This is a genomic window from Trichocoleus sp. DQ-A1 (assembly GCF_039961955.1).
In the GTDB taxonomy this organism is placed as follows: domain Bacteria; phylum Cyanobacteriota; class Cyanobacteriia; order Cyanobacteriales; family FACHB-T130; genus FACHB-T130.
Genome location: NZ_JAMPKE010000001.1, coordinates 115,423 through 136,526 on the forward strand (window position 1 = coordinate 115,423; position 21,104 = coordinate 136,526).

Annotated in this window: 21 protein-coding genes; 9 read left to right on the forward strand and 12 right to left on the reverse strand. The window is 47.1% G+C overall.

Annotated elements, in window-relative coordinates; genetic code table 11:
• Positions 1-189: 189 nt before the first annotated feature.
• Positions 190-612, forward strand: a complete 423-nt coding sequence (locus NDI33_RS00480) for a DoxX family protein (RefSeq protein WP_190668246.1) — start codon at positions 190-192, stop codon at positions 610-612.
• Between the two features lie 200 nt (positions 613-812).
• Positions 813-1,313: an ureidoglycolate lyase gene (locus tag NDI33_RS00485; protein WP_190436143.1), complete on the forward strand. Its 501-nt coding sequence runs from the start codon at positions 813-815 to the stop codon at positions 1,311-1,313.
• Between the two features lie 50 nt (positions 1,314-1,363).
• Here the strand turns inward: NDI33_RS00485 and NDI33_RS00490 are convergent, their stop codons facing one another.
• Positions 1,364-2,065 carry a class I SAM-dependent methyltransferase gene (locus tag NDI33_RS00490; RefSeq protein WP_190678126.1) on the reverse strand — a complete coding sequence of 234 codons (702 nt, stop codon included), beginning with the start codon at positions 2,063-2,065 and terminating at the stop codon, positions 1,364-1,366.
• Between the two features lie 121 nt (positions 2,066-2,186).
• Positions 2,187-2,408 (reverse strand): hypothetical protein, encoded by a 222-nt coding sequence (locus tag NDI33_RS00495; RefSeq protein WP_190436149.1) that lies wholly within the window; start codon positions 2,406-2,408, stop codon positions 2,187-2,189.
• A gap of 454 nt (positions 2,409-2,862) precedes the next feature.
• Between NDI33_RS00495 and NDI33_RS00500 the strand changes: the two genes are divergently transcribed.
• Positions 2,863-3,606 carry a TVP38/TMEM64 family protein gene (locus tag NDI33_RS00500; RefSeq protein ID WP_190678129.1) on the forward strand — a complete coding sequence of 248 codons (744 nt, stop codon included), beginning with the start codon at positions 2,863-2,865 and terminating at the stop codon, positions 3,604-3,606.
• The gene (locus tag NDI33_RS00505; protein ID WP_190678133.1) at positions 3,606-5,138 is read left to right on the forward strand and encodes a mercuric reductase; all 1,533 of its coding nucleotides are present in this window, start codon (positions 3,606-3,608) and stop codon (positions 5,136-5,138) included. The genes NDI33_RS00500 and NDI33_RS00505 overlap by 1 nt, the downstream gene beginning before the upstream one ends.
• A gap of 46 nt (positions 5,139-5,184) precedes the next feature.
• On the opposite strand, the gene NDI33_RS00510 is transcribed toward NDI33_RS00505, so the two are convergent.
• The 8 genes from NDI33_RS00510 to NDI33_RS00545 form a co-directional block, all read right to left on the reverse strand.
• Positions 5,185-6,225: a leucine-rich repeat domain-containing protein gene (locus NDI33_RS00510; protein WP_190678135.1), complete on the reverse strand. Its 1,041-nt coding sequence runs from the start codon at positions 6,223-6,225 to the stop codon at positions 5,185-5,187.
• Between the two features lie 148 nt (positions 6,226-6,373).
• Entirely contained in the window at positions 6,374-7,297 is a 924-nt protein-coding gene (locus NDI33_RS00515; protein ID WP_190412145.1) for a LysR family transcriptional regulator, read from the reverse strand.
• A 296-nt stretch (positions 7,298-7,593) separates the two neighbouring features.
• Entirely contained in the window at positions 7,594-8,358 is a 765-nt protein-coding gene (locus NDI33_RS00520) for a BMC domain-containing protein (protein WP_347275941.1), read from the reverse strand.
• A gap of 102 nt (positions 8,359-8,460) precedes the next feature.
• Positions 8,461-9,243: a carbon dioxide concentrating mechanism protein gene (locus NDI33_RS00525; protein ID WP_242033249.1), complete on the reverse strand. Its 783-nt coding sequence runs from the start codon at positions 9,241-9,243 to the stop codon at positions 8,461-8,463.
• 29 nt (positions 9,244-9,272) lie between these two features.
• Positions 9,273-10,949, reverse strand: a complete 1,677-nt coding sequence (locus tag NDI33_RS00530; protein ID WP_190678138.1) for a ribulose bisphosphate carboxylase small subunit — start codon at positions 10,947-10,949, stop codon at positions 9,273-9,275.
• 31 nt (positions 10,950-10,980) lie between these two features.
• Complete coding sequence (locus NDI33_RS00535) at positions 10,981-11,283, reverse strand: EutN/CcmL family microcompartment protein (protein ID WP_190412143.1); 303 nt, start codon at positions 11,281-11,283, stop codon at positions 10,981-10,983.
• A gap of 101 nt (positions 11,284-11,384) precedes the next feature.
• Positions 11,385-11,726, reverse strand: a complete 342-nt coding sequence (locus tag NDI33_RS00540; RefSeq protein ID WP_190412142.1) for a BMC domain-containing protein — start codon at positions 11,724-11,726, stop codon at positions 11,385-11,387.
• Between the two features lie 132 nt (positions 11,727-11,858).
• Entirely contained in the window at positions 11,859-12,167 is a 309-nt protein-coding gene (locus tag NDI33_RS00545; RefSeq protein WP_190412141.1) for a carbon dioxide-concentrating mechanism protein CcmK, read from the reverse strand.
• Positions 12,168-12,840: 673 nt separating this feature from the next.
• Between NDI33_RS00545 and NDI33_RS00550 the strand changes: the two genes are divergently transcribed.
• The 3 genes from NDI33_RS00550 (at position 12,841) to NDI33_RS00560 (ending at position 17,601) form a co-directional block, all read left to right on the forward strand.
• Positions 12,841-14,712 carry an NAD(P)H-quinone oxidoreductase subunit F gene (locus NDI33_RS00550; RefSeq protein ID WP_190678567.1) on the forward strand — a complete coding sequence of 624 codons (1,872 nt, stop codon included), beginning with the start codon at positions 12,841-12,843 and terminating at the stop codon, positions 14,710-14,712.
• A gap of 90 nt (positions 14,713-14,802) precedes the next feature.
• A complete protein-coding gene (locus NDI33_RS00555; protein ID WP_190412282.1) occupies positions 14,803-16,314 on the forward strand; it encodes an NADH-quinone oxidoreductase subunit M in 1,512 nt (503 codons plus the stop codon).
• A gap of 156 nt (positions 16,315-16,470) precedes the next feature.
• On the forward strand, positions 16,471-17,601 hold the full coding sequence (locus tag NDI33_RS00560; RefSeq protein WP_190528613.1) for a CO2 hydration protein: 1,131 nt from the start codon (positions 16,471-16,473) through the stop codon (positions 17,599-17,601).
• Positions 17,602-17,697: 96 nt separating this feature from the next.
• Here the strand turns inward: NDI33_RS00560 and NDI33_RS00565 are convergent, their stop codons facing one another.
• Entirely contained in the window at positions 17,698-18,708 is a 1,011-nt protein-coding gene (locus tag NDI33_RS00565) for an SDR family oxidoreductase (RefSeq protein ID WP_190678140.1), read from the reverse strand.
• A gap of 508 nt (positions 18,709-19,216) precedes the next feature.
• On the opposite strand from NDI33_RS00565, the gene NDI33_RS00570 reads away from it, so the two are divergent.
• Positions 19,217-19,705 carry a DUF6335 family protein gene (locus NDI33_RS00570; RefSeq protein ID WP_190426083.1) on the forward strand — a complete coding sequence of 163 codons (489 nt, stop codon included), beginning with the start codon at positions 19,217-19,219 and terminating at the stop codon, positions 19,703-19,705.
• Between the two features lie 112 nt (positions 19,706-19,817).
• Positions 19,818-20,045, forward strand: a complete 228-nt coding sequence (locus NDI33_RS00575; RefSeq protein WP_190426079.1) for a hypothetical protein — start codon at positions 19,818-19,820, stop codon at positions 20,043-20,045.
• Here the strand turns inward: NDI33_RS00575 and NDI33_RS00580 are convergent.
• The gene (locus NDI33_RS00580; protein ID WP_190678142.1) at positions 20,029-21,048 is read right to left on the reverse strand and encodes an SDR family oxidoreductase; all 1,020 of its coding nucleotides are present in this window, start codon (positions 21,046-21,048) and stop codon (positions 20,029-20,031) included. The genes NDI33_RS00575 and NDI33_RS00580 overlap by 17 nt on opposite strands.
• Positions 21,049-21,104: the final 56 nt, after the last annotated feature.

The following is a 21,104-nucleotide window of genomic DNA, read 5'->3' on the forward strand; positions in this document are numbered from 1 at the left end:
CTCAGAGAGATAGTCTTAATGTAGTTCCTTATTTTGCGCGATTCCGGGATGCGATCGCTATGCTAACGCCAGTCTATTTTTCCAACTGTTGGCTGAAAACAAAGTAACATCAAACTGAATAAACTGAAGAAGCGACAAAATTTGTCAGCAAATTCTAATCGTTAGTCTGTATAGGGTGAGATGGAATACATCAAAAAGAACAAAGAACTGTTGCGAGTGATTCTGTGTGTGTGTATCATCGGCGTCGGCATAGCGCACTTTGCCATCCCAGCACCATTTGTTAAACTCGTGCCGTCGCAACTTCCTTACCCTCTGGAACTGGTATATATCAGCGGCTTTTTTGAAATCCTGGGCGGGATTGGGTTATTAGTTCCTCCCGTAAGTCATGCGGCTGCTTGGGGACTGCTTGCTCTTTTTATCTTTGTTTTTCCTGCCAATATCAATATGGCAGTGAATAGTATCGACCTCAATCCTATTCCAAACTCACCTTGGTTCCAAGCAATAAGACTTCCCTTCCAAGCAGTCTTAATTGCTTGGGCTTGGTGGTATACAAGACCAAGTGATGGGGAGAAGCAAGCTTCAATTATTCCATACAAACCCAAAACTGAGTAAGCAAAATACCTGGCAATTGAAATCGCGGCTACACAAACAAAGCTACACAAACAAAGCCTGCCTCCGCAGGCTAAATTAAGTCCGCGTAGGCGGAATTGGTTTGTATAGCCCCAAACTTCCAGTTTGTGGGTAATTTGCTTTCCTAGGTTTTTTCGGATGAAAATGACCATTAAAATGATGAAAATACAAACAAGTTTGATATGAATACATCAAAAACAGTGCAACAATTACACGCCGAATTGATAACACCAGAAAATTTTCGGTGTTATGGTCAAGTAATCTCTGCAAGTGTTGACGGCAAACTTTATGATTCCGAAGAAGCGCAGTTAAACCTGCAAAATGGAGTTCCCCGGTTTTACATTATGCGGCTGCAACACAAAGGTCGCAAGTTTCACAAAATCACGCGCCACGTCCAATGCACTCAATGTCTGGGTTCGCTGGAAGGGAAAGACTGGTTAATTGCGGTTGCGCCTCCGAATCCTAATACTGACGAACCTGCATTAGAAGATATTACAGCTTTCCGTATTCCAGGGAATTGCTTTATCAAGTTAGAAGTCGGAACTTGGCACGCTGGGCCATATTTTGATCATGAATTTGTAGATTTCTACAATCTTGAACTCAGCGATACAAACGTAGTCGATCATTTCACCCATAACTTTCAGGAAAGTCATCAGCTAGAGTTTGAGATTGTCACTAATTAGGGAATTTGTTCCTTTTATCCTTCATCTAATGAACTAATACAACGCGCTATTTATTCCCCACGTTTCGCAATCCAACCACCGACGAGTAAGGCACTATAAAAGCGTTCCACCATCCCAAAACCAGCCTCTTCAAGCAGCGCAACGATCCGCTCTTCCGGCACTAAGTGGATATTTTTGGGAAGATTTTCGAGCCTCTGCTGTACCTGCTCTGGAGGAATACCTTTTTTGAGAACGTAATTCTTCAGGATTTCAAACTTTCGTTCAACTTGACCCGAATTCGACTCCCCGTATGAATCCACGAGCACAAAAGTAGCACCTGGCTTGAGCCGTTGAGCGATACTGCGAAGCATTGCTAGCTTGGTTCCGTCATCGGGGAAAAAATGCATGACTAGAATCAACGTGGCGGCGTCATACAAAATATCTTCAGGTAAGTCAGACACAATGCCTTGATGCAGGCTGACGCGCTCTTGGAGTCCGGCTTTCTGGATGCGATCGCTAGCAATATTCATCATCTCCGGAGACGGATCTACTCCCAGCAGCCGCCATGAAGAATTTGCCTTACCCAGAATCTCAAGTTCTTTACCCGAACCCGAACCAGAAATTAACAGTGAGGACTCTTCCGGGAGGCGCACTTGAAGCACCGCCTGCAACAAATCGTGTATCAGCTCATATCCAGGCACCCAGAAAAGAATTTCTTTATCATAATTTCCGGCGCGTTCTCCCTCGAAAATAAATACATGCTGATTTGTCATGTCTGCAAATTTATAAAAAACTGATAATTGCTAATTTCGGGTCATTGATAGCTGTTACTAGGAAGTAAATGGTAGATGCACTTTTCCTATCCCCAATTTTACTCCCATTCCCTATTATCATTTAGCCCCCAACTTCTCCAATCAATTTTTTTAGATAAGCGGCTGCTTCTTTGGGTGGTAGCATGACTACCTCATTTTTGCGAAGGATTTCGTACTGGTTACTTCGATAGCCGTGACCCAAAATCAGCCCTAAACTAACTGCTCTATTGCCAAGTTCGTTTAACTCGTTGAAGCTCATCGCTTCAACTTCCATATTCAGTTGTTTAATGATTTCCTCATCCATGTCCTTAGGTCTCCGGTTAACATCTTAGATTTTTTACGTACAGTCAATTCCAATTCAAGGTGCTGATACTACACATCTGTTCTCCGTTTATTCTCTTGGGTGGTTAGGAGGAGCTTCATGTAGTACATCAAAATGGAAATGGTATAACTGAATCGCCGACGCAAGCGATCGCATCTGGGTGAAGCTAGTATTTTATAGTCTCATATACTTCCTCTCACATCTCAGCTTTCATCCATTCTAGCTTTTGTTTAGTTCTACTTTTTATTTTTCACATCTTTCTAAAGAAGTAGTTTTTTGCGGGACACTTTAAGCTTATTTTTAGAAAAATCTAACATTTTTTTAATAAAATCATTATCAATTCTCAGGTAAAAATCATTTGTTAGCCAAATTTGATTGTAAAAATTAGTTTAATCTTTAAGTGCCAGCTTCCATATCTGTGTTAGTGAGGTAGGTTATGGAGAATGAATCAGTACAAAGCCCCTCCAGTTCAAAGATAAAACGGATTTTTGGGTTTTTTCTAGTTGCTGCTCTTATCGCTGCTCTCATCTTTGCAGCTAAATATTTTAATGTCCAGGAACAGTTGAAAAGCGCTTTAGAGTGGATTGACAGCTTGGGATTTTGGGCACCCGTGACTTTTATGGTTATCTACATCCTAGCCACGGTACTGTTCATTCCTGGCTCCATCCTCACCTTGGGAGCGGGTGTGGTTTTTGGTGTAATTTTAGGTTCAATTTACGTCTTCATCGGAGCCACTTTCGGAGCCGCTGCTGCATTCTTAGTGGGGCGTTATTTGGCTCGTGGGTGGGTTTCCAAGCAAATAGAAAACAATCCTAAGTTTAAAGTCATTGACCAAGCTGTTGCCAAGGAAGGATTCAAAATTGTTCTTTTAACTCGGCTTTCACCTATCTTTCCCTTCAACCTTTTAAACTACTCTTTTGGAATCACCCAAGTTTCCCTGAAAGATTATTTTTTAGCTTCTATTGGCATGATTCCAGGAACGATTATGTATGTTTATATCGGTTCTTTAGCTGGTAGTATTGCCACAATTGGAGCAGTACAGCCCAAAAATCCCGAAACTGAAACAGTCCAATGGGTAGTTCGCATCGTTGGATTTATTGCCACTGTTGCTGTGACGATTTATGTTACGCGCATCGCTCGAAAAGCATTAGAAGAAAGCGTTAATCAGGAGGAATTATAATGCCACAGCTAGGAGTTGAACGGGTTACTGTGTCACCAATGGATGTCTATAACCAAACTTTGGTGGCTCACGTACATCCGCCTGATTGGGTGAATCCCGAACCTGCACCTCGTTACAATTTGGTTGTAATTGGAGCGGGTACTGCGGGACTGGTGACAGCCGCAGGTGCAGCCGGTTTAGGCGCTAAAGTCGCGTTAATTGAAAGGCATTTGATGGGTGGAGATTGCCTCAATGTGGGTTGCGTTCCCTCGAAATGCATGATTCGCTCTTCTCGTGTTGTTGCAGATATTCGGGATGCAGAGCGATTTGGTGTTCGCGTTCCTGAAGGGACAGAAGTTGATTTTTCTGCCGTAATGGAGCGGCTGCGGCGAATTCGTGCCGGGATTAGTCATCACGATTCTGCGGAAAGATTTCAAAAGTTGGGTATCGATGTATTTTTGGGAGATGCTCGGTTTTCTAGTTCTGACACTATCGAAGTCGCGGGAAAGAAATTACGTTTTAAAAAAGCAGTTATTGCTACAGGTGCGCGTGCAGCTAATCTCCCGATTGAAGGGTTACAAGAGGCAGGTTATCTCACTTACGAAACCGTATTTTCCCTCACAGAACGACCAAAACGACTAGCAGTAATTGGCGGTGGTCCTATCGGCTGCGAACTGGCTCAGGCGTTCCAGCGGCTTGGTTCAGAAGTGGTGCTGTTACATAAAAATGCCCATATTCTTGACAAAGAGGATGCTGATGCAGTCGAAATTGTGCAACAGGCGTTTATTCAGGAGGGGATTAAGTTAATATTGCAGTCCAAAATTAAGCGAGTTGAAACAAGCAGCGCTGGAAAAGTTATTTATTACGAAGCGAATGGAAAAGAAGCTTCAGTAACAGTTGATGAAATCCTGACTGGAGTTGGGAGAGCGCCTAATGTTGAAGGCTTAAATCTTGAGACGGTAGGCGTACAATATGACACCAAAAAAGGGGTAATTGTCAATGACAAGCTTCAGACAACAAACCCTCGCATTTATGCTGCTGGTGATATCTGTATGGAATGGAGATTCACCCATGCTGCTGATGCTGCTGCCCGGATTGTGATTCAGAATAGTTTGTTTTTTGGGCGCAAAAAACTTAGTACGCTGACAATGCCTTGGTGTACCTACACTGCTCCAGAAATTGCCCATGTGGGGATGTACGAGAAAGATGCGTTGGAAAAAGGAATGGAGGTGGATACTTACTTCATTCCATTGAGTGAGGTGGATCGAGCAGTTGCAGACGGCGAAGAAGAAGGATTTGCCAAAATTCACGTCAAGAAAGGCACCGATAAAATTTTAGGTGCAACCATTGTGGCGAGACACGCAGGTGACATGATTAGCGAAGTCACCTTAGCGATGGTAGGAAATGTTGGCTTGAAAACGCTTGCTACGGTTATTCACCCCTATCCCACGCAAGCCGAAGCGATTCGCAAGGCAGCAGATGCTTATAACCGCACTCGTCTAACGCCGTTTGTGAAGAAGTTATTTTCTAATTGGTTGGCTTGGACGAGATAGCTGTTAATTTCACGTTCAAGTGCAAATTTCCCATGTAGGAGTCGATTTAGGTTTCGACGGCAAATGCTTCTGGGTCAACGTCCCAGTTTACCCAGCGAATCGCTTCTCTGGCAAAGGTAAGGGTGGGTGGAACGCGCAGGACGTGAAGGTGGTTCGTGCTGGGACAGGTCATTTTCAGCAGATGGATGGGTTCGACATCAATATCTGCATTAATTTTGAGCAGGGTGTATTCGCGCCAGGTATCGATTGTTTGCGTTGCCAACTCCTGACAAATGCGATCGCAGCCAATCTGCTGAATCAACACTCGCCGCACTTCCGCATTAGTTTCTGTCAGCAGCCATTCGGCTTGCCACTGATTCAGGTGCGTCCAGTAGCGGCGAGGAAGCTCAACACCAAAACAATCAACCCTCAGTTCTGGATTGGGATGGTTGGCTAACAGCGATAAATCTTGAATGGAATCGTCACTCAGATTGAGATATGTCAAGGAATGTAGTTGCCCGATCTCTGGTGGCAGGGATGCGAACTGGTTGTCACCCAAATCTAGCTCTCTCAAGGAATGCAGTTGCCCAATTTCTGCTGGCAAGGATGCCAGTTGGTTGTACTTCAAATCGAGATATGTCAAAGAATGCAGTTGCCCAATTTCTGCTGGCAAGGATGCCAGTTGGTTGTACTTCAAATCGAGATATGTCAAAGAATGCAGTTGCCCAATTTTTGCTGGTAGGGATGCAAGCTGGTTTAAGCTCAGATTGAGATATGTCAAAGAATGCAGTTGCCCAATTTCTGCTGGCAAGGATGCAAGCTGGTTTAAGCTCAGATTGAGATATGTCAAAGAATGTAGTTGCCCAATCTCTGCTGGCAAGGATGCAAGCTGGTTTAAGCTCAGATTGAGATATGTCAAAGAATGTAGTTGCCCAATCTCTGCTAGCAAGGATGCCAGTTGGTTGCCACTCAGATTGAGTTTTGTCAAAGAATGCAATTGCCCAATTTCTGCTGGTAGAGATGCGAGCTGTTTGCCTCCCAGAGAGAGTTCTGTTTCATCTAAAGAATTTAGAATTAGCTGTCGAACTTCTTCCATCTGCGACATCATTTCATCCTTTACCTAAGCGGCGTTGGATAGGCTCAATTGGGTCGCCTATAACTGAAGCTGCGCCAATACTTCAGCAATTCGTGTCTCTATACACCTATCACCGGCTTAATTCCAACTAAGTCTCCACAGCAAACGCTTCCTGAAAAATCTAATTACTACTTGCCGGTGTCTCACCCGCAATTCGCTTCGCTTCTTCCAAGAGATAATCAAAAAACGTGCGAGCGACAACGGAGAGTTGTTTGCCAGCCGGATAAGCGATATACCAATGACGGCTAATGGGAAAACCCTCCACATCAAGGATAGTGAGTTCGCTGCTGACACCATCCAGCCCTAGCGTGTGGCGAGATAAGACAGAGATCCCTAAGCCACCTGCGATCGCTTGCTTGATCGCTTCATTACTCCCCAACTCCAACCGGACTTTCACCGCAACCTCATGCCGCTCGAATAAATTTTGCACTGATGAGCGCGTCCCCGATCCTGCCTCGCGCATAATAAACGGCTCACCCGTCAGACTAGAGAGAGGGATATTTTTTTGCTGAGCCAGTGGATGATTGATAGGTGCCAACACCACCAACGGGTTTTCTAGAAACGGGTGGCAGCGGATATCCAGATGATCTGGTATTTGGCTCAGAATATACAAATCGTCTAGATTCTCGCTCATACGGCTCAGAATCCGCTCGTGATTCGTCACTTGGAGGGCGATATCAATTCCCGGATAACGCTGGCAAAATGGCCCTAATAAACGCGGGATAAAATACTTCGTGGTTGTAATCACACTCAACCGCAAATTTCCCTGTTTCAGCCCTTTCATTTCAGCCAGAGTCATCTCAAATTGAGCTAATCGCTCGAAGACTTCCCGGCACGTTACCATCAGTTCGCGTCCGGCGTCTGTAAGATAAAGGCGCTTGCCCACCTGCTCAAACAGCGGTGTCCCAACAGCCTTGGTGAGTTGCTTCACCTGCATAGAGACAGTAGGCTGGGTGAGAAATAGTTCTTCTGCCGCACGGGTAAAGCTCCCGTGGCGAGCAACCACCTCAAAAACCTTCAACTGGTGTAGCGTTGCCTGCTTCAAACGCCCTTCTCCTGCCAGTTATAGATAAAACTCTATTGTACCTATCGCAAATAATACCTTTTATCCATGAAGATTCAAGGTTATGATTGAATCACTGAACAAAGTAACAGTCTTCCTTCCTAAAGGCGTTGTACATTTACTTGATGCTTGATTTGGGAAGTTATCATTCATTTTCATCCTGTGTTTTGCAGGCTGATTTCCCCCAAACATCAGAGTCATAAATGTGCAACGCTTTCCCTATGGCTGAAATTTTCAGCCTCTCTACTGAGTGCTACATTCACAATCTAAGATTTAAATTATTCTTGAACCTGAATTGGTAGCTTAGCTAAATCTGGCAATTCCACCAGCTGTTTTTCCTGTTCCTTGATAGCGACTGGCAATTTCAGGGGTTGGGGTTTCTCCTCTATCCAACAAGCCGCCGCAGGCAGGCATTGCTCCAGGTCGTCCAACGGTCGAGGAATCACCATTAAAGAATTAAATTCCCCAATCCTCTCGGCTTCTTGCATCCCCGCTTCGACAGCCACGGCGACATCTGCCACAGAACCCCGAATAATCGCGGTACATAAACCACCGCCAATCGTTTCGTAGGAAGACAGATACACTTCTGCTGCTTTGAGCATGGCGTCACAAGCTCCAACCATCGCCGGAAAGCCCCGCGTTTCTAATAAACCAACTGCTTGATTGCTGAGACGGCTGTAACCGTTGTTATCGGTAAGTTGGGATAAATGTTTCCCAAGCGGAAAAATGACTTCCAAATTTGGCAGGGGGCGAGGAATCACCGAAGAGGAAATATACTGACCAAACTGTTCGGCAGTCTGGGCACCCGCTTCGACGGCTAAACGGACATCGGCAATGCCACCTCGGACAATCGCAGTACAGTAACCACTACCAATTTTCTCAAACCCGATGAGCGTTACCCCAGCGGACTTCAGCATCATATCGGCACAGCCGATGATCGCAGGGAAACTCTGAGTCGAAACCATGCCCAAAGCAGTGTCTTTAAAGCTTTTGGATTGACTTTGCCGCTCAAATCGAGCCAGTCCTGGCTGTTGTACCTCCACCGATGACCTCCCAGAGAAACTATTCTTGCGCCTAACTTTAGTATGCCCACAGTCACAGATTAGTTGATAATTGCTAGTGCTGATAACTGCCAAAAGTCAAAACTATGAACTTTGAGTGTCTTTGGGGGGGTGGTTGGCGGATTTATAGTGAGGAAACAAAGTCGTCAGCAGCCGATTGAGGTTCGCTTGTCCATAGACTGGAGTCCCAGCGGTTGGAGATGACGGCGTTAGCTCGTTCGGGGTGTCTTCGCTGCTGGATGTGGAGAGAGTAGAAGCCATCGCTTGCCCATTTTGAGTTTCCTCGCCAGTGGATGCTGCGGGGACGTCCTCTTGGTTGACTTGCGGATCTAAAACAGCCTCGCTGGAAGCGGCAGTTGGGGTGTCGGCAGTTGGGGTATCAGCAGTTGGAGTATCGGCAATTTGACGAGTGTTATCTCCGAACAGAGAACCCGGTGGCACGACTTGCCAAGACTCCACGTTACTGTTAAAAACCGTCGTCGTGGAACCGATACAGGCATTCGCACCAATCTTGCTTTTGCCGACGACAAGGACGCCAGCTCCCAATACTGCCCCTGTTTCCACTTCTATGGTGCCTTCGTAGGCATGAAGAATAGTTCCCATGCCGATGCAGACACCCGCAGCAATGATAATTTTACTGTCTGGAGCTGCTTGCAGGATCGCTCCCGGAGCGATCGCAGCGCCGTCATCAATGCTTACATCCCCTTTCACATAAACTTGAGAGTTGCCAAGTGGCGGCAGTAGCGGCAAGTGCATGGGGCTAGAAAGTAAGGAGTGGCGAAATAACTTTTGGCTGAAGGAACAAGAATTGAATTTTTCTTTTTTACCCTTCATCCCTGCTAAAGGATGAAGAATGAAAAATTTCATTCTTCATCCTTACATTCTTCATCCTTGTTCTAGCGGCTACCGCTCTTCGCTGGCTGTTGAATCAGCAACGGTTTGTTGACGCGACGCTTGGCTTTGGGGTCAATTCCAAAGAAGCGCACGTACTCTCCGGCGTGGCTAGCCATGCAAGCTTCCAAAGCAGCGATCGCTTCTACTTCCCGATTTGTTTCAATCGGAGAGCAAGTGTGCCAAGAACTGGTGCGGAAGCGGCGCTCATCGGCGTGTTCCGTGCCAATCTTGTAGCCTTGAGCCAATATATTTCGCACCTGCTCAATCGCTTCTGAATTTAACAGAGAACTGTTTTCAATCTGCGGAGCGCTGGCTGTTGAACTATTGGCTGTTGAACTATTGGCTGGGGCAGTTTTGGCACCCTTCGCCATAGGTGCGCCGTCGGGACGTTGGATAATTTGCTCTAGCACCCGTCGCTTGGCTTTGGAGTCGATGCCAATCAAGCGCACGTATTCCCCTGGGTGTTCGGCTACGATCGCTTCTAACGCTGCGATCGCTTCCGAGGCTGACCGAGCTTCGATTGCTTTCCCACTCGTCCAGGAACTGGTGCGGAAGCGGCGTTCGTTCGCATATTCGGTACTAATCTTGTAGCCTTGATTCAGCAGGCTTTGCACTTGTTGTGCCAAGTCGCCGCCGAGCTGTGCGCTAGCGGTGTTAGCCGGTGATTGAGCGCTACCGTTGTTAGATTTAGTGTTAGCAGTTTTAGTTGCTTTGGCTTGTGTGGGTGCCTGCCCGCCGGGACGTTGGATAATTTGCTCTAGCACCCGTCGCTTGGCTTTGGAGTCGATGCCAATCAAGCGCACGTATTCCCCTGGGTGTTCGGCTACGATCGCTTCTAACGCTGGGATCGCTTCCGAGGCTGACCGGGCTTCGATTGCTTTCCCACTCGTCCAGGAACTCGTGCGGAAGCGGCGTTCGTTCGCATATTCGGTACTAATCTTGTAGCCTTGATTCAGCAGGCTTTGCACTTGTTGTGCCAAGTCACCGCTAAAAGAGGCACTCGTCGAAGCTGGTGTAGCTGCACGGCGATCGCGCCCACCTTGGTTGGGTTGACTCATCTCATCCCGAATAGGTGTAATACACGCAGTATCTCCAGCACACAGATAGCCAGCTCTTAGTGCCTCATTAATCCCAACGACATGACGGCTAAAGTCGGTATCTTGTGCTTGCACATCCGATAGGCGGTCAGCTTGCTGCTGATTGGTAATCACCGCTCCCGAAGGGACATACTTTCCTGGAGGAATCTCTACATCCTGAATCAAGGCGTGCATCATCACAATGCAGCCTTTGCCCACCCTAGCGTTAAATACCGTAGAGCGGAAGCCAATAAAGCAATTATCCCCGACATAAGCGGGGCCGTGAATCAAAGACATATGGGTTAAGGAAGCATTCTTCCCGACCCACACCGAGTATTCCTGATTGTCATCCCCAATGACTCGACCTTGTTCCAAACCGTGAACCACGACACCATCTTGGATATTCGTGCCTTCGCCGATGTAGAATGGCGCTCCTTCATCAGCTCGGATCGAAGTTCCCGGTGCAATTAACACCTGAGGGCCAATCCGCACATCTCCAATAATGTTGGAAAAAGAATGCACGTAAGCGCTTGCGTCAATCTTCGGTTCCGCCAAACTTTTTGACCAAGGGGTCGGGGGAGCCGCAAAGCTGCGGGCTGCCATATCTCTAAACCTCACTAACTGAACAAAGTAACTAACGATATTGTTCTTTCTTGCTGTACAGGAGGCGATTGTCTACACTGACCGTGTCAATAATCGCCACCACCATCGCATCGAGAGGACGCTTTTCGCTGCCATCTACAATCCGGGCAGCACTCCCACGGCTAACCAGAACCCACTCATCTATACCAGCGCCTACCTGATCGCCAGCTACCTCGTATTGGGGTAGGATCTGCCCCTCTTCATCAATAAATTGCAACAGCAATAGCTTGACGCCTCGAAGGCCAGGCTCTTTATGGGTGCTAACAACCGTGCCACGAACTTTGGCAATTTGCATGATCGGTAATTGGGGAAAAAAGGAAACAAGGTAATTGGTAATTGGGAAAAAGGTCTTTTCCCATTACCGATGACCCATTACCCCTTACCCATGACCTAATCTTACGGCCTATTGAAAGGACGAATGCCACTAACACTTTCCCGGAATTGTTCAACAGCTTCCGTGTAACGAATGGGCAGAACGTACTCCAGGTTCTCGTGGGGACGCGCAATAATGTGAGTGGACAGTACTTGACCGCCATTCACTCGCTTCACGGAATCAACGCCCGCCGATACAGAAGCCTGTACTTCCGAGACATCTCCCCGAACGATCACGGTGACGCGACCGCTGCCAATTTTTTCATAACCCACTAGCGTGACGCGGGCAGCTTTTACCATCGCATCCGCAGCTTCCACAACGGCAGGAAAGCCTAGTGTTTCAATCATTCCAACTGCAATTGCCATCAGTTCTTCCTTCGCTTAATTTAAGTGTTTTGACTTGAAAATTTGGACTTTTCGGGGTTTCGAGTTGAGACGCGACCTAAAAATATATAAGGGAACACCGCCACCGGAGCGCTGCTGGCGTCTTCACCCTCCTTACGTCCGGAACTGTTCGACAACTTCCGTGTATCGAATCGGTAGCACATACTCCAGGTTCTCATGAGGACGCGCAATGATGTGAGTGGACAGAACTTCTCCGCCATTCACGCGCTTGGCTGCATCCACTCCGGCGGATACTGACGCCTGCACCTCAGACACATCCCCCCGAACAATTACCGTTACCCGGGCACTACCAATTTTTTCATAGCCTACCAGTGTAACTCGAGCCGCTTTAACCATCGCATCCGCAGCTTCTACAATCGCTGGAAAGCCCTTGGTCTCAATCATTCCAACCGCAATTGGCATTTATTATCTCCTACCTAGTGGGACCTACACTCGCCTTAATTTGTACTTCTTGTAAAATTTGGACGAGGACACCCATTCTTTCATCTCAAGAACTATCGCTTAGCCTCGCATCATTAAGCATAGAGAAGCGAGGCTTACTTGACAATATAAACTATTATGATATTTTTATATTAAAGAGTTTAAGAAAACTTAACGGTCGTCAAAATGGCGTTTCTGTTCAATAAAAGCTTATCCGTTTCTGGAATGCTTCCTTATGTTTTATAATTTCTTTATTACTTTTGAATAGTCTACAGGATTATCTCCTGTAAACCGCACTGGGGGGGATTTTCAAAAAAAAATGAAGACTTTCCTAGGGCTTAGTCCGTGTCAAAATTAGACACTAATAAGCTAAAGCTTTTCAAGGTATAAATTTTTCAAATTTGCTTTATAAACATAGGTATAGTAGGTAAACATACCGATGTTTTTAATAGCTATGAGGAGAGTTCAAGATGAGTATAAATAATTTTTGGAGTTCTCAAGTGTTAATTTACAGCAAAAAAACGTCATACTGAAAAAAAAATAAACCTATTAATCTGACGTTTACAAGATCGCCATAGTTTGCCTGGGAACTACTTCCGAGTGCCTCTTGGTGAGCAAGTCGATTGATGAAGAAAATAGCAAGGGCTTTCCTAATATGACAGAGTTTCTCACCCAGACAAGTTGGTGGGTGCCTTTCTATGGATTACTGGGGGCAGTTCTTACCCTGCCGTGGTCAACTGGATTTATTCGTCGGACAGGCCCACGCCCAGCAGCTTACTTTAACCTGTTGATGACTATCTTGGCGTTTGTACACGGCACGATTGTCTTCAGAAGTACCTGGAACCAAGAGCCGATAAAGCTTGTATTCCATTGGCTACAGGTGGCAGATTTAGATCTGACCGTTGCTTTGGATATCTCAGCCGTGAGTGTTGGGGCAATGGAGCTAGTGACGGGCTTAAGCCTCCTGGCGCAACTGTTTGCCTTGGGGTATATGGAGAAAGACTGGGCATTAGCTCGCTTCTTTGCCTTGATGGGATTTTTTGAAGGGGCGATGAGTGGCTTAGCCATTAGCGACTCTTTGTTTCTCACCTATGCCTTGTTGGAAGTGCTGACCCTTTCCACTTATTTACTGGTAGGGTTCTGGTATGCTCAGCCGCTAGTGGTGACAGCCGCGCGAGATGCCTTCCTAACCAAGCGGGTGGGAGACATCTTGCTATTGATGGGGGTGGTAGCGCTATCAACTGTAGCAGGAACCTTGGATTTTCCCGATTTATATGAGTGGGCGGAAACGGCTACCTTATCGCCATTAACATCCACGTTATTAGGATTGGCATTGATTGCTGGGCCGGTGGGAAAATGTGCCCAATTCCCGCTGCATCTTTGGCTAGATGAGGCGATGGAAGGGCCTAACCCGGCTTCAATCTTGCGAAACTCGGTCGTGGTGGCTTGTGGTGCTTATGTGCTGATTAAACTCCAGCCAATCTTAATCCTTTCCCCGGTGGCTTCGGCGGCCTTGGTGGCGATTGGCACAATGACGGCGATTGGTGCTTCGTTGGTGGCGATCGCGCAAATTGATATTAAACGAGCTTTATCCCATTCCACCAGCGCTTACTTGGGTTTGGTGTTTATCGCCGTCGGGTTGCAATGGACGGGTTTTGCCCTGATGTTGCTGTTTGCCCACGCGATCGCCAAAGCGTTATTGTTCATGAGTATCGGTTCCATCATCATCACCACCAACAACCAAAACCTTACGGAAATGGGCGGTCTCTGGTCGCGGATGCCAGCAACCACCACTGCCTTTTTGGTCGGCAGCGCTGGATTAGTCGGACTCCTGCCCTTGGGAGGCTTTTGGGCACTGCGCCTGGGGATTGATGACTTTTTCACAAACCAACCCTGGCTGGTAGCAGTCTTGCTCTTAGTTAACTGCCTGACCGCCGTAAATTTAACTCGCGTGTTTCGTCTGGTTTTCTTAGGCGAACCCCAGGCAAAAACTCGCAGGGCACCAGAGGTTCCTTGGCCGATGGCTGTGCCGATGGTGTCTTTGATCGTAGTCACACTGCTCGTCCCTGTGATGATGCAGCGCTTGTCACTGCTGCCTGATTGGGAATATCTCAACCAACAAGCGTTGCTGCTACTGGTGATTTCCGGCTTAATTGGCACAGTTCTAGGAAGCGTGATTTATCTACCCAGAACTTGGTCTAGATCCGTTCGGATTCCCTTCAGATTTCTGCAAGACTTGTTCGCCTACGATTTTTATATTGACCGACTTTACCGCGTGAGTGTGGTTTTTGCAGTTGACCGACTTTCGCGGTTAAATGCTTGGATCGATCGCTATGTAGTAGATGGATTCGTTAACTTGGTTGGCGTTGCCACAATTTTCAGCGGGCAAAGCTTAAAGTACAACGCTACAGGTCAGTCCCAGTTTTATTTACTCACCATCCTCGTAGGATTAAGCGTTTTAAGCATTCTCATACTCTGGCCCATTTTAAGTGTTTTGAGTTCCGAGTTGTCCTTAGGTAATTGGTAAGAGGGAATGGGTAATGGAATCCCCAATCCATTCCCTCTTACCCTTACGACCAACTACCAACTACCCATTAAAAATTACCCGTTCCCTAGTATGCTCAGTGCTTTGATTTGGTTGCCGGTAATAGGCGCTGCGATAATCGGGTTTCTGCCCGGAACCATGAACCCGCAAGTCCCCCGGAAAGTGGCTCTGGCTGTTATTAGTGGTGTCTTTATCTGGTCTATTTTCCTAGTGAGCCAGTTTCAATATACAGAGGGACTGTTACAGTTTTCTGAGTTTATCCCTTGGATTGACACCTTAGGATTGACCTACCATCTCGGTGTGGATGGCTTGTCTTTGCCTTTGCTCGTTTTAAATAGTCTTTTAACAGGAATAGCTCTTTACAGCACGAATGACTCTATTCAGAGACCTCGGTTCTATTACGCTCTAATTTTATTGTTGAATGGGGCTGTCTCTGGTGCCTTTTTAGCGCAGGATTTGCTGTTGTTTTTCCTCTTTTATGAGGTAGAACTGATTCCGCTGTATCTGTTGATTGCTATCTGGGGAGGACAACGGCGAGGCTACGCAGCCACAAAGTTTCTTATTTATACGGCAGTCTCTGGAATTCTAATTTTGGCATCTTTCTTTGGGTTAGTGCTACTTAGTGGTGCCTCGACGTTTGAATTTGAAAAATTGTATGCCCTGTCCCTACCCTTGGGAACACAATTTCTGCTGTTGGCAGGAATTTTGGTAGGCTTTGGCATCAAAATTCCTTTAGTTCCCTTCCACACCTGGTTGCCGGATGCTCACGTAGAAGCCTCAACGCCGGTTTCCGTCCTGTTGGCTGGTGTGTTGTTGAAGTTAGGAACCTATGGGTTACTGCGGTTTGGATTGGGTTTGTTCCCTGAAGCGTGGGCGGTTGTGGCACCTTGGTTGGCGACTTGGGCGGTCGTGAGCGCGTTGTATGGTGCATTCAATGCGATCGCTCAAAAAGATATGAAAAAAATGGTGGCTTATAGCTCCATTGCTCACATGAGTTACATCCTGTTAGCAGCAGCCGCCGCCACCCCCCTAAGCCTGATGGGAGCCGTCTTCCAAATGATTGCCCACGGCTTAATTTCATCGCTCCTGTTTCTGGTGGTAGGTGTCGTTTATAACAAGACAGGCACCCGCGATATAGAAACTCTCAAGGGTTTGCTCAATCCAGAGCGCGGCTTGCCCCTAATTGGTAGCTTGATGATAGTCGGGGTCATGGCAAGTTCCGGGATTCCCGGCATGGTAGGTTTTATTTCAGAATTTTTGGTATTCCGGGGCAGTTTCCCCGTGTTTCCGGTTCAAACCCTCCTGTGTCTGGTGGGAACAGGTTTAACCGCCGTGTACTTTTTGCTTTTGGTTAACCGCGCCTTTTTCGGACGCCTGTCTGAAAAAGCTATGAATTTGCCACCCGTCCAGTGGAGCGATCGCTACCCGGCGATGCTTCTAGCAGTTCTGATTGTCATCCTGGGAATACAGCCTAACTGGATGGTGCGTTGGAGTGAATCCACGATGACAGCCATGCTCAACCGATCGAGTATGGTCGCGGAAGTTTCTCCGATTGCTAAATCGGTGGATATCAAAACCGAATAGACCGAATACCCCAATCTTCTTCCCGACCAGGGAAGCGGGAAAATGACTCCTCTCCCCTCTTAGGGAAGGAGTCGGGGGAGTCAATCAGCAGGCAGTTCTGAAAATATTTCCTCTTTTAATTTTTTCATACACATTTTACGGTTACGAATAAGTCTCATGCCAAGCACCGCTTTAAAATTCTCAAATCACCCTCTAGCCGCGTATATTAACCGGCTGCAATCTGGAAAAGCTTTACTTGAGGATACGCCAGAGAATGTATTAGAAGTTGTCGGCATTCTCAAAAGCTATGGAATCGTCCTGGATGCTTATTATAAAAATCTCCTCTACATTGCCGATCATCAATTCTTAGTGCTGTTTCCCTTCTTTAAATACTTCAATGGCGAGATTACTTTTAAGAAGTTGCTGCGCCATTGGTGGCACGACCGGATTAATTATGAGTACGCCGAGTACGTGATGAAGGTGATGCTATGGCACGGTGGCGGTAGTATGGATGCTTACTTAGATTCACCGGAGTTCTACCAGCACGCGAGAACCGCAATCGAAGCCAAAATTAAAACAAACTTGCCCATTAGAGGTCTGGACAAACTGTTTCCAGAGTTTTTGCTCGAACAAGTCCGTCAGCAAGTTTATTACAGCGCTCTCGGTCAATTCTGGGAGGTGATGAGCGAAATGTTTCTCACCTTATCTGACCGCTATGACCGAGGAGAAATCAAATCAATCCCTGATGTGGTAGAACATATCCTGGCGGGTTTGGTCGCAGCGGCGGCTTCGCCAATTACTTACTCAGTAAAAATTCAAGACAAGGTTTATGACATCATTCCCAAATCAGCCGGGTTAACCTTTTTACCTGATGTCGCTGTGCCCTATGTGGAAACGATTTTCTTTAGAGGGACGCCTTTCTTAGGAACGGTTTCCTATAATGCCCAGGCTCAGCAAATTTCTCCCGATCAAAGTAGATTTGAATACGGCGCTCTCTATGCCGATCCACTGCCGGTTGGCGGTGCTGGAATTCCACCGACGCAACTGATGCAAGATATGCGTCATTTTATACCCGAATATTTATACGAGTTATACCGTCGCAGCCTTCGGGGAGAAGATGATTTGCGGGTGCAAATTTGCATCAGTTTCCAAAAGTCGATGTTTTGCGTGACGACTGCCGCAATTTTGGGACTGGCACCCCACCCCATTGACACCACCGATCCCTCTGAGCAAGCAGCGAATCAAGCTTATTTAGCGAAATGGATGGATCGGTTTATCACCTCGCGCTTAAATGACGTGAATGGTTAAAGAGTCGATTACTGGTTAATGTTGATTTGAGAAGTAGGGGCATGGTAGTTTCATGCCCTTACAGATATTTAAAACACGATCGACACAGCACTCAATTCACTCTTCATTTTTGAAAACTTGTGTCGCGAGCAAAGCTAAGGCAACGGTACTAGCGATCGCACCCAACTGGAGAGCCGGATTCTTAGCCAGCCAGTCAGTAAAGCTCGGTATCACCAGATTGCTAAAATCTCCATCCACTCTAGTATCGTCGGGGACAGGCTCATAAAGGTTGTTGCGATCGCTTGAGGACTTCGGCTCATTGGTTCGTTGGGCTTGGAAGCCGATGAGTAGCAACAAGGTATCTGCCAGTTCCGGCGAGAGCCGCTGTAGTGCATCTAGCGCTCTCGCTGCATCCCCAACCAAGTAATCACGAGTGGGATGTTCGGCAACATAGAGGATTGCGTCTACGACCAGCCTAGGGTCGTAGTAGGGCGGTATCCCTGACGGCTTCACGCCTAGCTTGGTGAGACCATTGTTCCAAAAAGGTGTATTGATGACCGCTGGTTTTACACTCGTCACGCTGATGGGGATGCCCTCATGTTGTAGCTCGACGCGCATTGCTTCGAGGAATCCCTCAATCCCATGCTTGGCTGCGGAGTATGCACTTTGATAAGGGAGACTTCGCACACCCTCCATTGAAGAAATGTGGATTAGCGCCCCCCGTCCCTCTCGCTTGAGATGGGGTAGCGCCGCCATTGCACCGTATACCTGCCCCATCAAGCTAACATCAATAACGCGCTTAAACTCTTCTGGTGTGGTGTTGTCGAATGTGGCAAAGATGCCCACGGCAGGGAGGTGTACCCAGGTATCGAGCCGCCCGTATACCTCTACGGTACGATCTGCGATCGCCTTCACCTGCTCGAATTCTGACACATCAGCTACCACAGCCGTTGCTTCACCACCAAGGCTACGAATCTCGTCCATCAAGGATGCTAGCTTCGACTCACTACGAGCTGAGACAACTAACTTTGCCCCTTTCTTGGCGAACTGAAGGGCTGTCTCGCGCCCGATGCCGCTGCTCGCCCCAACGACGGCAACAACCTGCTGATTGATTGGTTTTAGTTGCATTAATGCTACTCCTTAAAGTTTTTATGCCAAAAAATTCACCTTAAAGGTAAAGTTTTTCTAGAACGTTTGGTCTAATTGGAATCTACAAAATTAACTTTTCAATAATTACATCATACTAAGCAATAGAGAAACAAACATTGTACTTAAGCAGAGTTAAAAGCGCTCTGGATATTGTAAAAATCAAAAATTAGGATCTTGCCTGATTCCTCATCAGTTAAAAGGGGCATATTGTAAGCCGCGATCGCTTGCTCAATCTACTGATAACTATTCAGACAAATTTATGTGCTTCTAAGCAGAATAATTACTATGCCTTCACTCAACTTCTACCCAAAGCATGGTTTAGCATTAAGCTACGAAGTGCCCGTAGATACATAGAGCTTTAAATTCACGATGAATAAAGTTTTTTGTTTGCAGGAATAATAAATTTTCATCCTATTTGTGGATTTTGCTACTCTCATCTTTAGATATGTTGCATTTATAGGTATTCGCAGGATTCACATAAAGCATTATGGCTGATAAAACTAGGAAAGCAGACAACGAAGGCAATACACGCAAACAAGGAAATCTTTCAGATATACCCATTGAAGATACTGACCTAGTTTCAGATATCCCCGTAGAAGATACTGGCGAACCAATTATTTCAGATTTACCCCAGGCAATTACTGAATCCTTGGGAACGGGTGTTGCCCAAGAGCCAGGACTAGAAATTGGTGGGCGAACCATGCGCGATCGCATGGAACAGTACACATCGGCTGGCCCAGAACTAACTGGAGGAGATATCGATGCTCGTTGGGATCAGGCGGAAGCGGTTGGTGACGAAGCAGTAGGGGGAACTGTTGCTACTCCCGATCAGAATGTTGTTGACGAACTCGGAGTTGCTGTTGGGCTTGATTATGACGACGGGGTATCTCTTCAGACAAATGAGATTTTGGAGTCACGGGACGCTGGTCGATGGGAGTTAGACCCCATGTCTGCGGAAGATTATCCGGAGCATTGAGTATTGTGTGGAGCGCGATCGCATTTTCAGTGAGATTCCAGTAAACCCTTGCAATCAGGGAACTCCCAGAAAAAAATTATCAATCTAGATTAATCCTAACTAAGAGCAGTTTATGGCAACCCCAGATCCCGACACCAAACCAATAGACCTAGAAATCACTGGAAACATTGATACACCAGATACACCATCGATGCCAGCTCCAGATGCCTATGTTAATTTAGGCGATTCGGCAAGCAACCCGCTAATTATTTCGCCACTGTCGGAAGAAGCAGAAGCAACGGACTACCAGGAAGAGACTGAAGATGCCGAACGCTCAACAGCAGCTAGTGAGGGAGAGTGACTTCTGTTGGCAGGGTTAACAGAGCCGCTCCGAGTGCGACAACACCTGCCAAGGCACCCCACTTGAGAACGGGATTTTTATCCAGCCAATCGGTAACGCTCGGTATCGCTAAGTTGCTAAAATCTCCCTTAACCCGGTCATTGGCTGGGATAGATTCATAAAGATTGTTTGGCGCATCGTCTGACTTTGGCTCGTCGGTGCGCTGGAGTTTGAAGGCAACGCGCTGCAATATGGCATCTACCAGTCCCGGCGAAATCCGTTGAAGCAAATCTAGCGTTCTAGCCGCATCCCCAACCAGAAAGTCACGAGTTGGATGTTCGGCAACGTAGAGAACCGCGTCAGCTACTAAGCTGGGTTCGTAAAAAGGCGGTAGGCTGGCTGGCTTCACACCTAACCTGGTGAGCGCATTGTTGTACAGAGGTGTGTTGACGGCGGCGGGTTTGACACTCGTCACGCTGATAGGTATTTTCTCATGTTGCAGTTCGACACGCAGGGCTTCAATAAATCCCTCCATACCGTGCTTTGCGGTGCAGTAGGAACTCTGAAGCGGGAGACTGCGCCTGCCCAAGACGGAAGAGAGATGGATCAGCGCCCCTCGCCCCTCACGCTTGAGATGGGGTATCGCCGCCATCGCACCGTATGCCTGCCCGACCAATCCGACATCAATAACGCGCTTAAACTCTTCTGGTTTTGTCTTATCGAAGGCGGCATAAACGGCAATCGCGGGGCAATGCACCCAGGTATCGAGTCGCCCATACACCTCTACAGTACGGTCTGCGATCGCTTTGACCTGCTCGAATACCGTCACATCGGCGACGATAGCAGTTGCCTCACCGCCGAAGCTTTGAATCTCTTCCACCAAGGATGCTAGCTTCGATTCACTGCGAGCGGAAACGACCACCTTTGCCCCTTTCTTGGCAAACTGGAGGGCTGTCTCCCGCCCGATGCCGCTGCTCGCTCCCACGACTGCAACGACCTGCTGATTAATTGGCTTCAGTTGCATCAATGCTACTCCTTAAAGTCCTCATTAAAAATTCTTCACCTCTGGAGGTGAAGTCA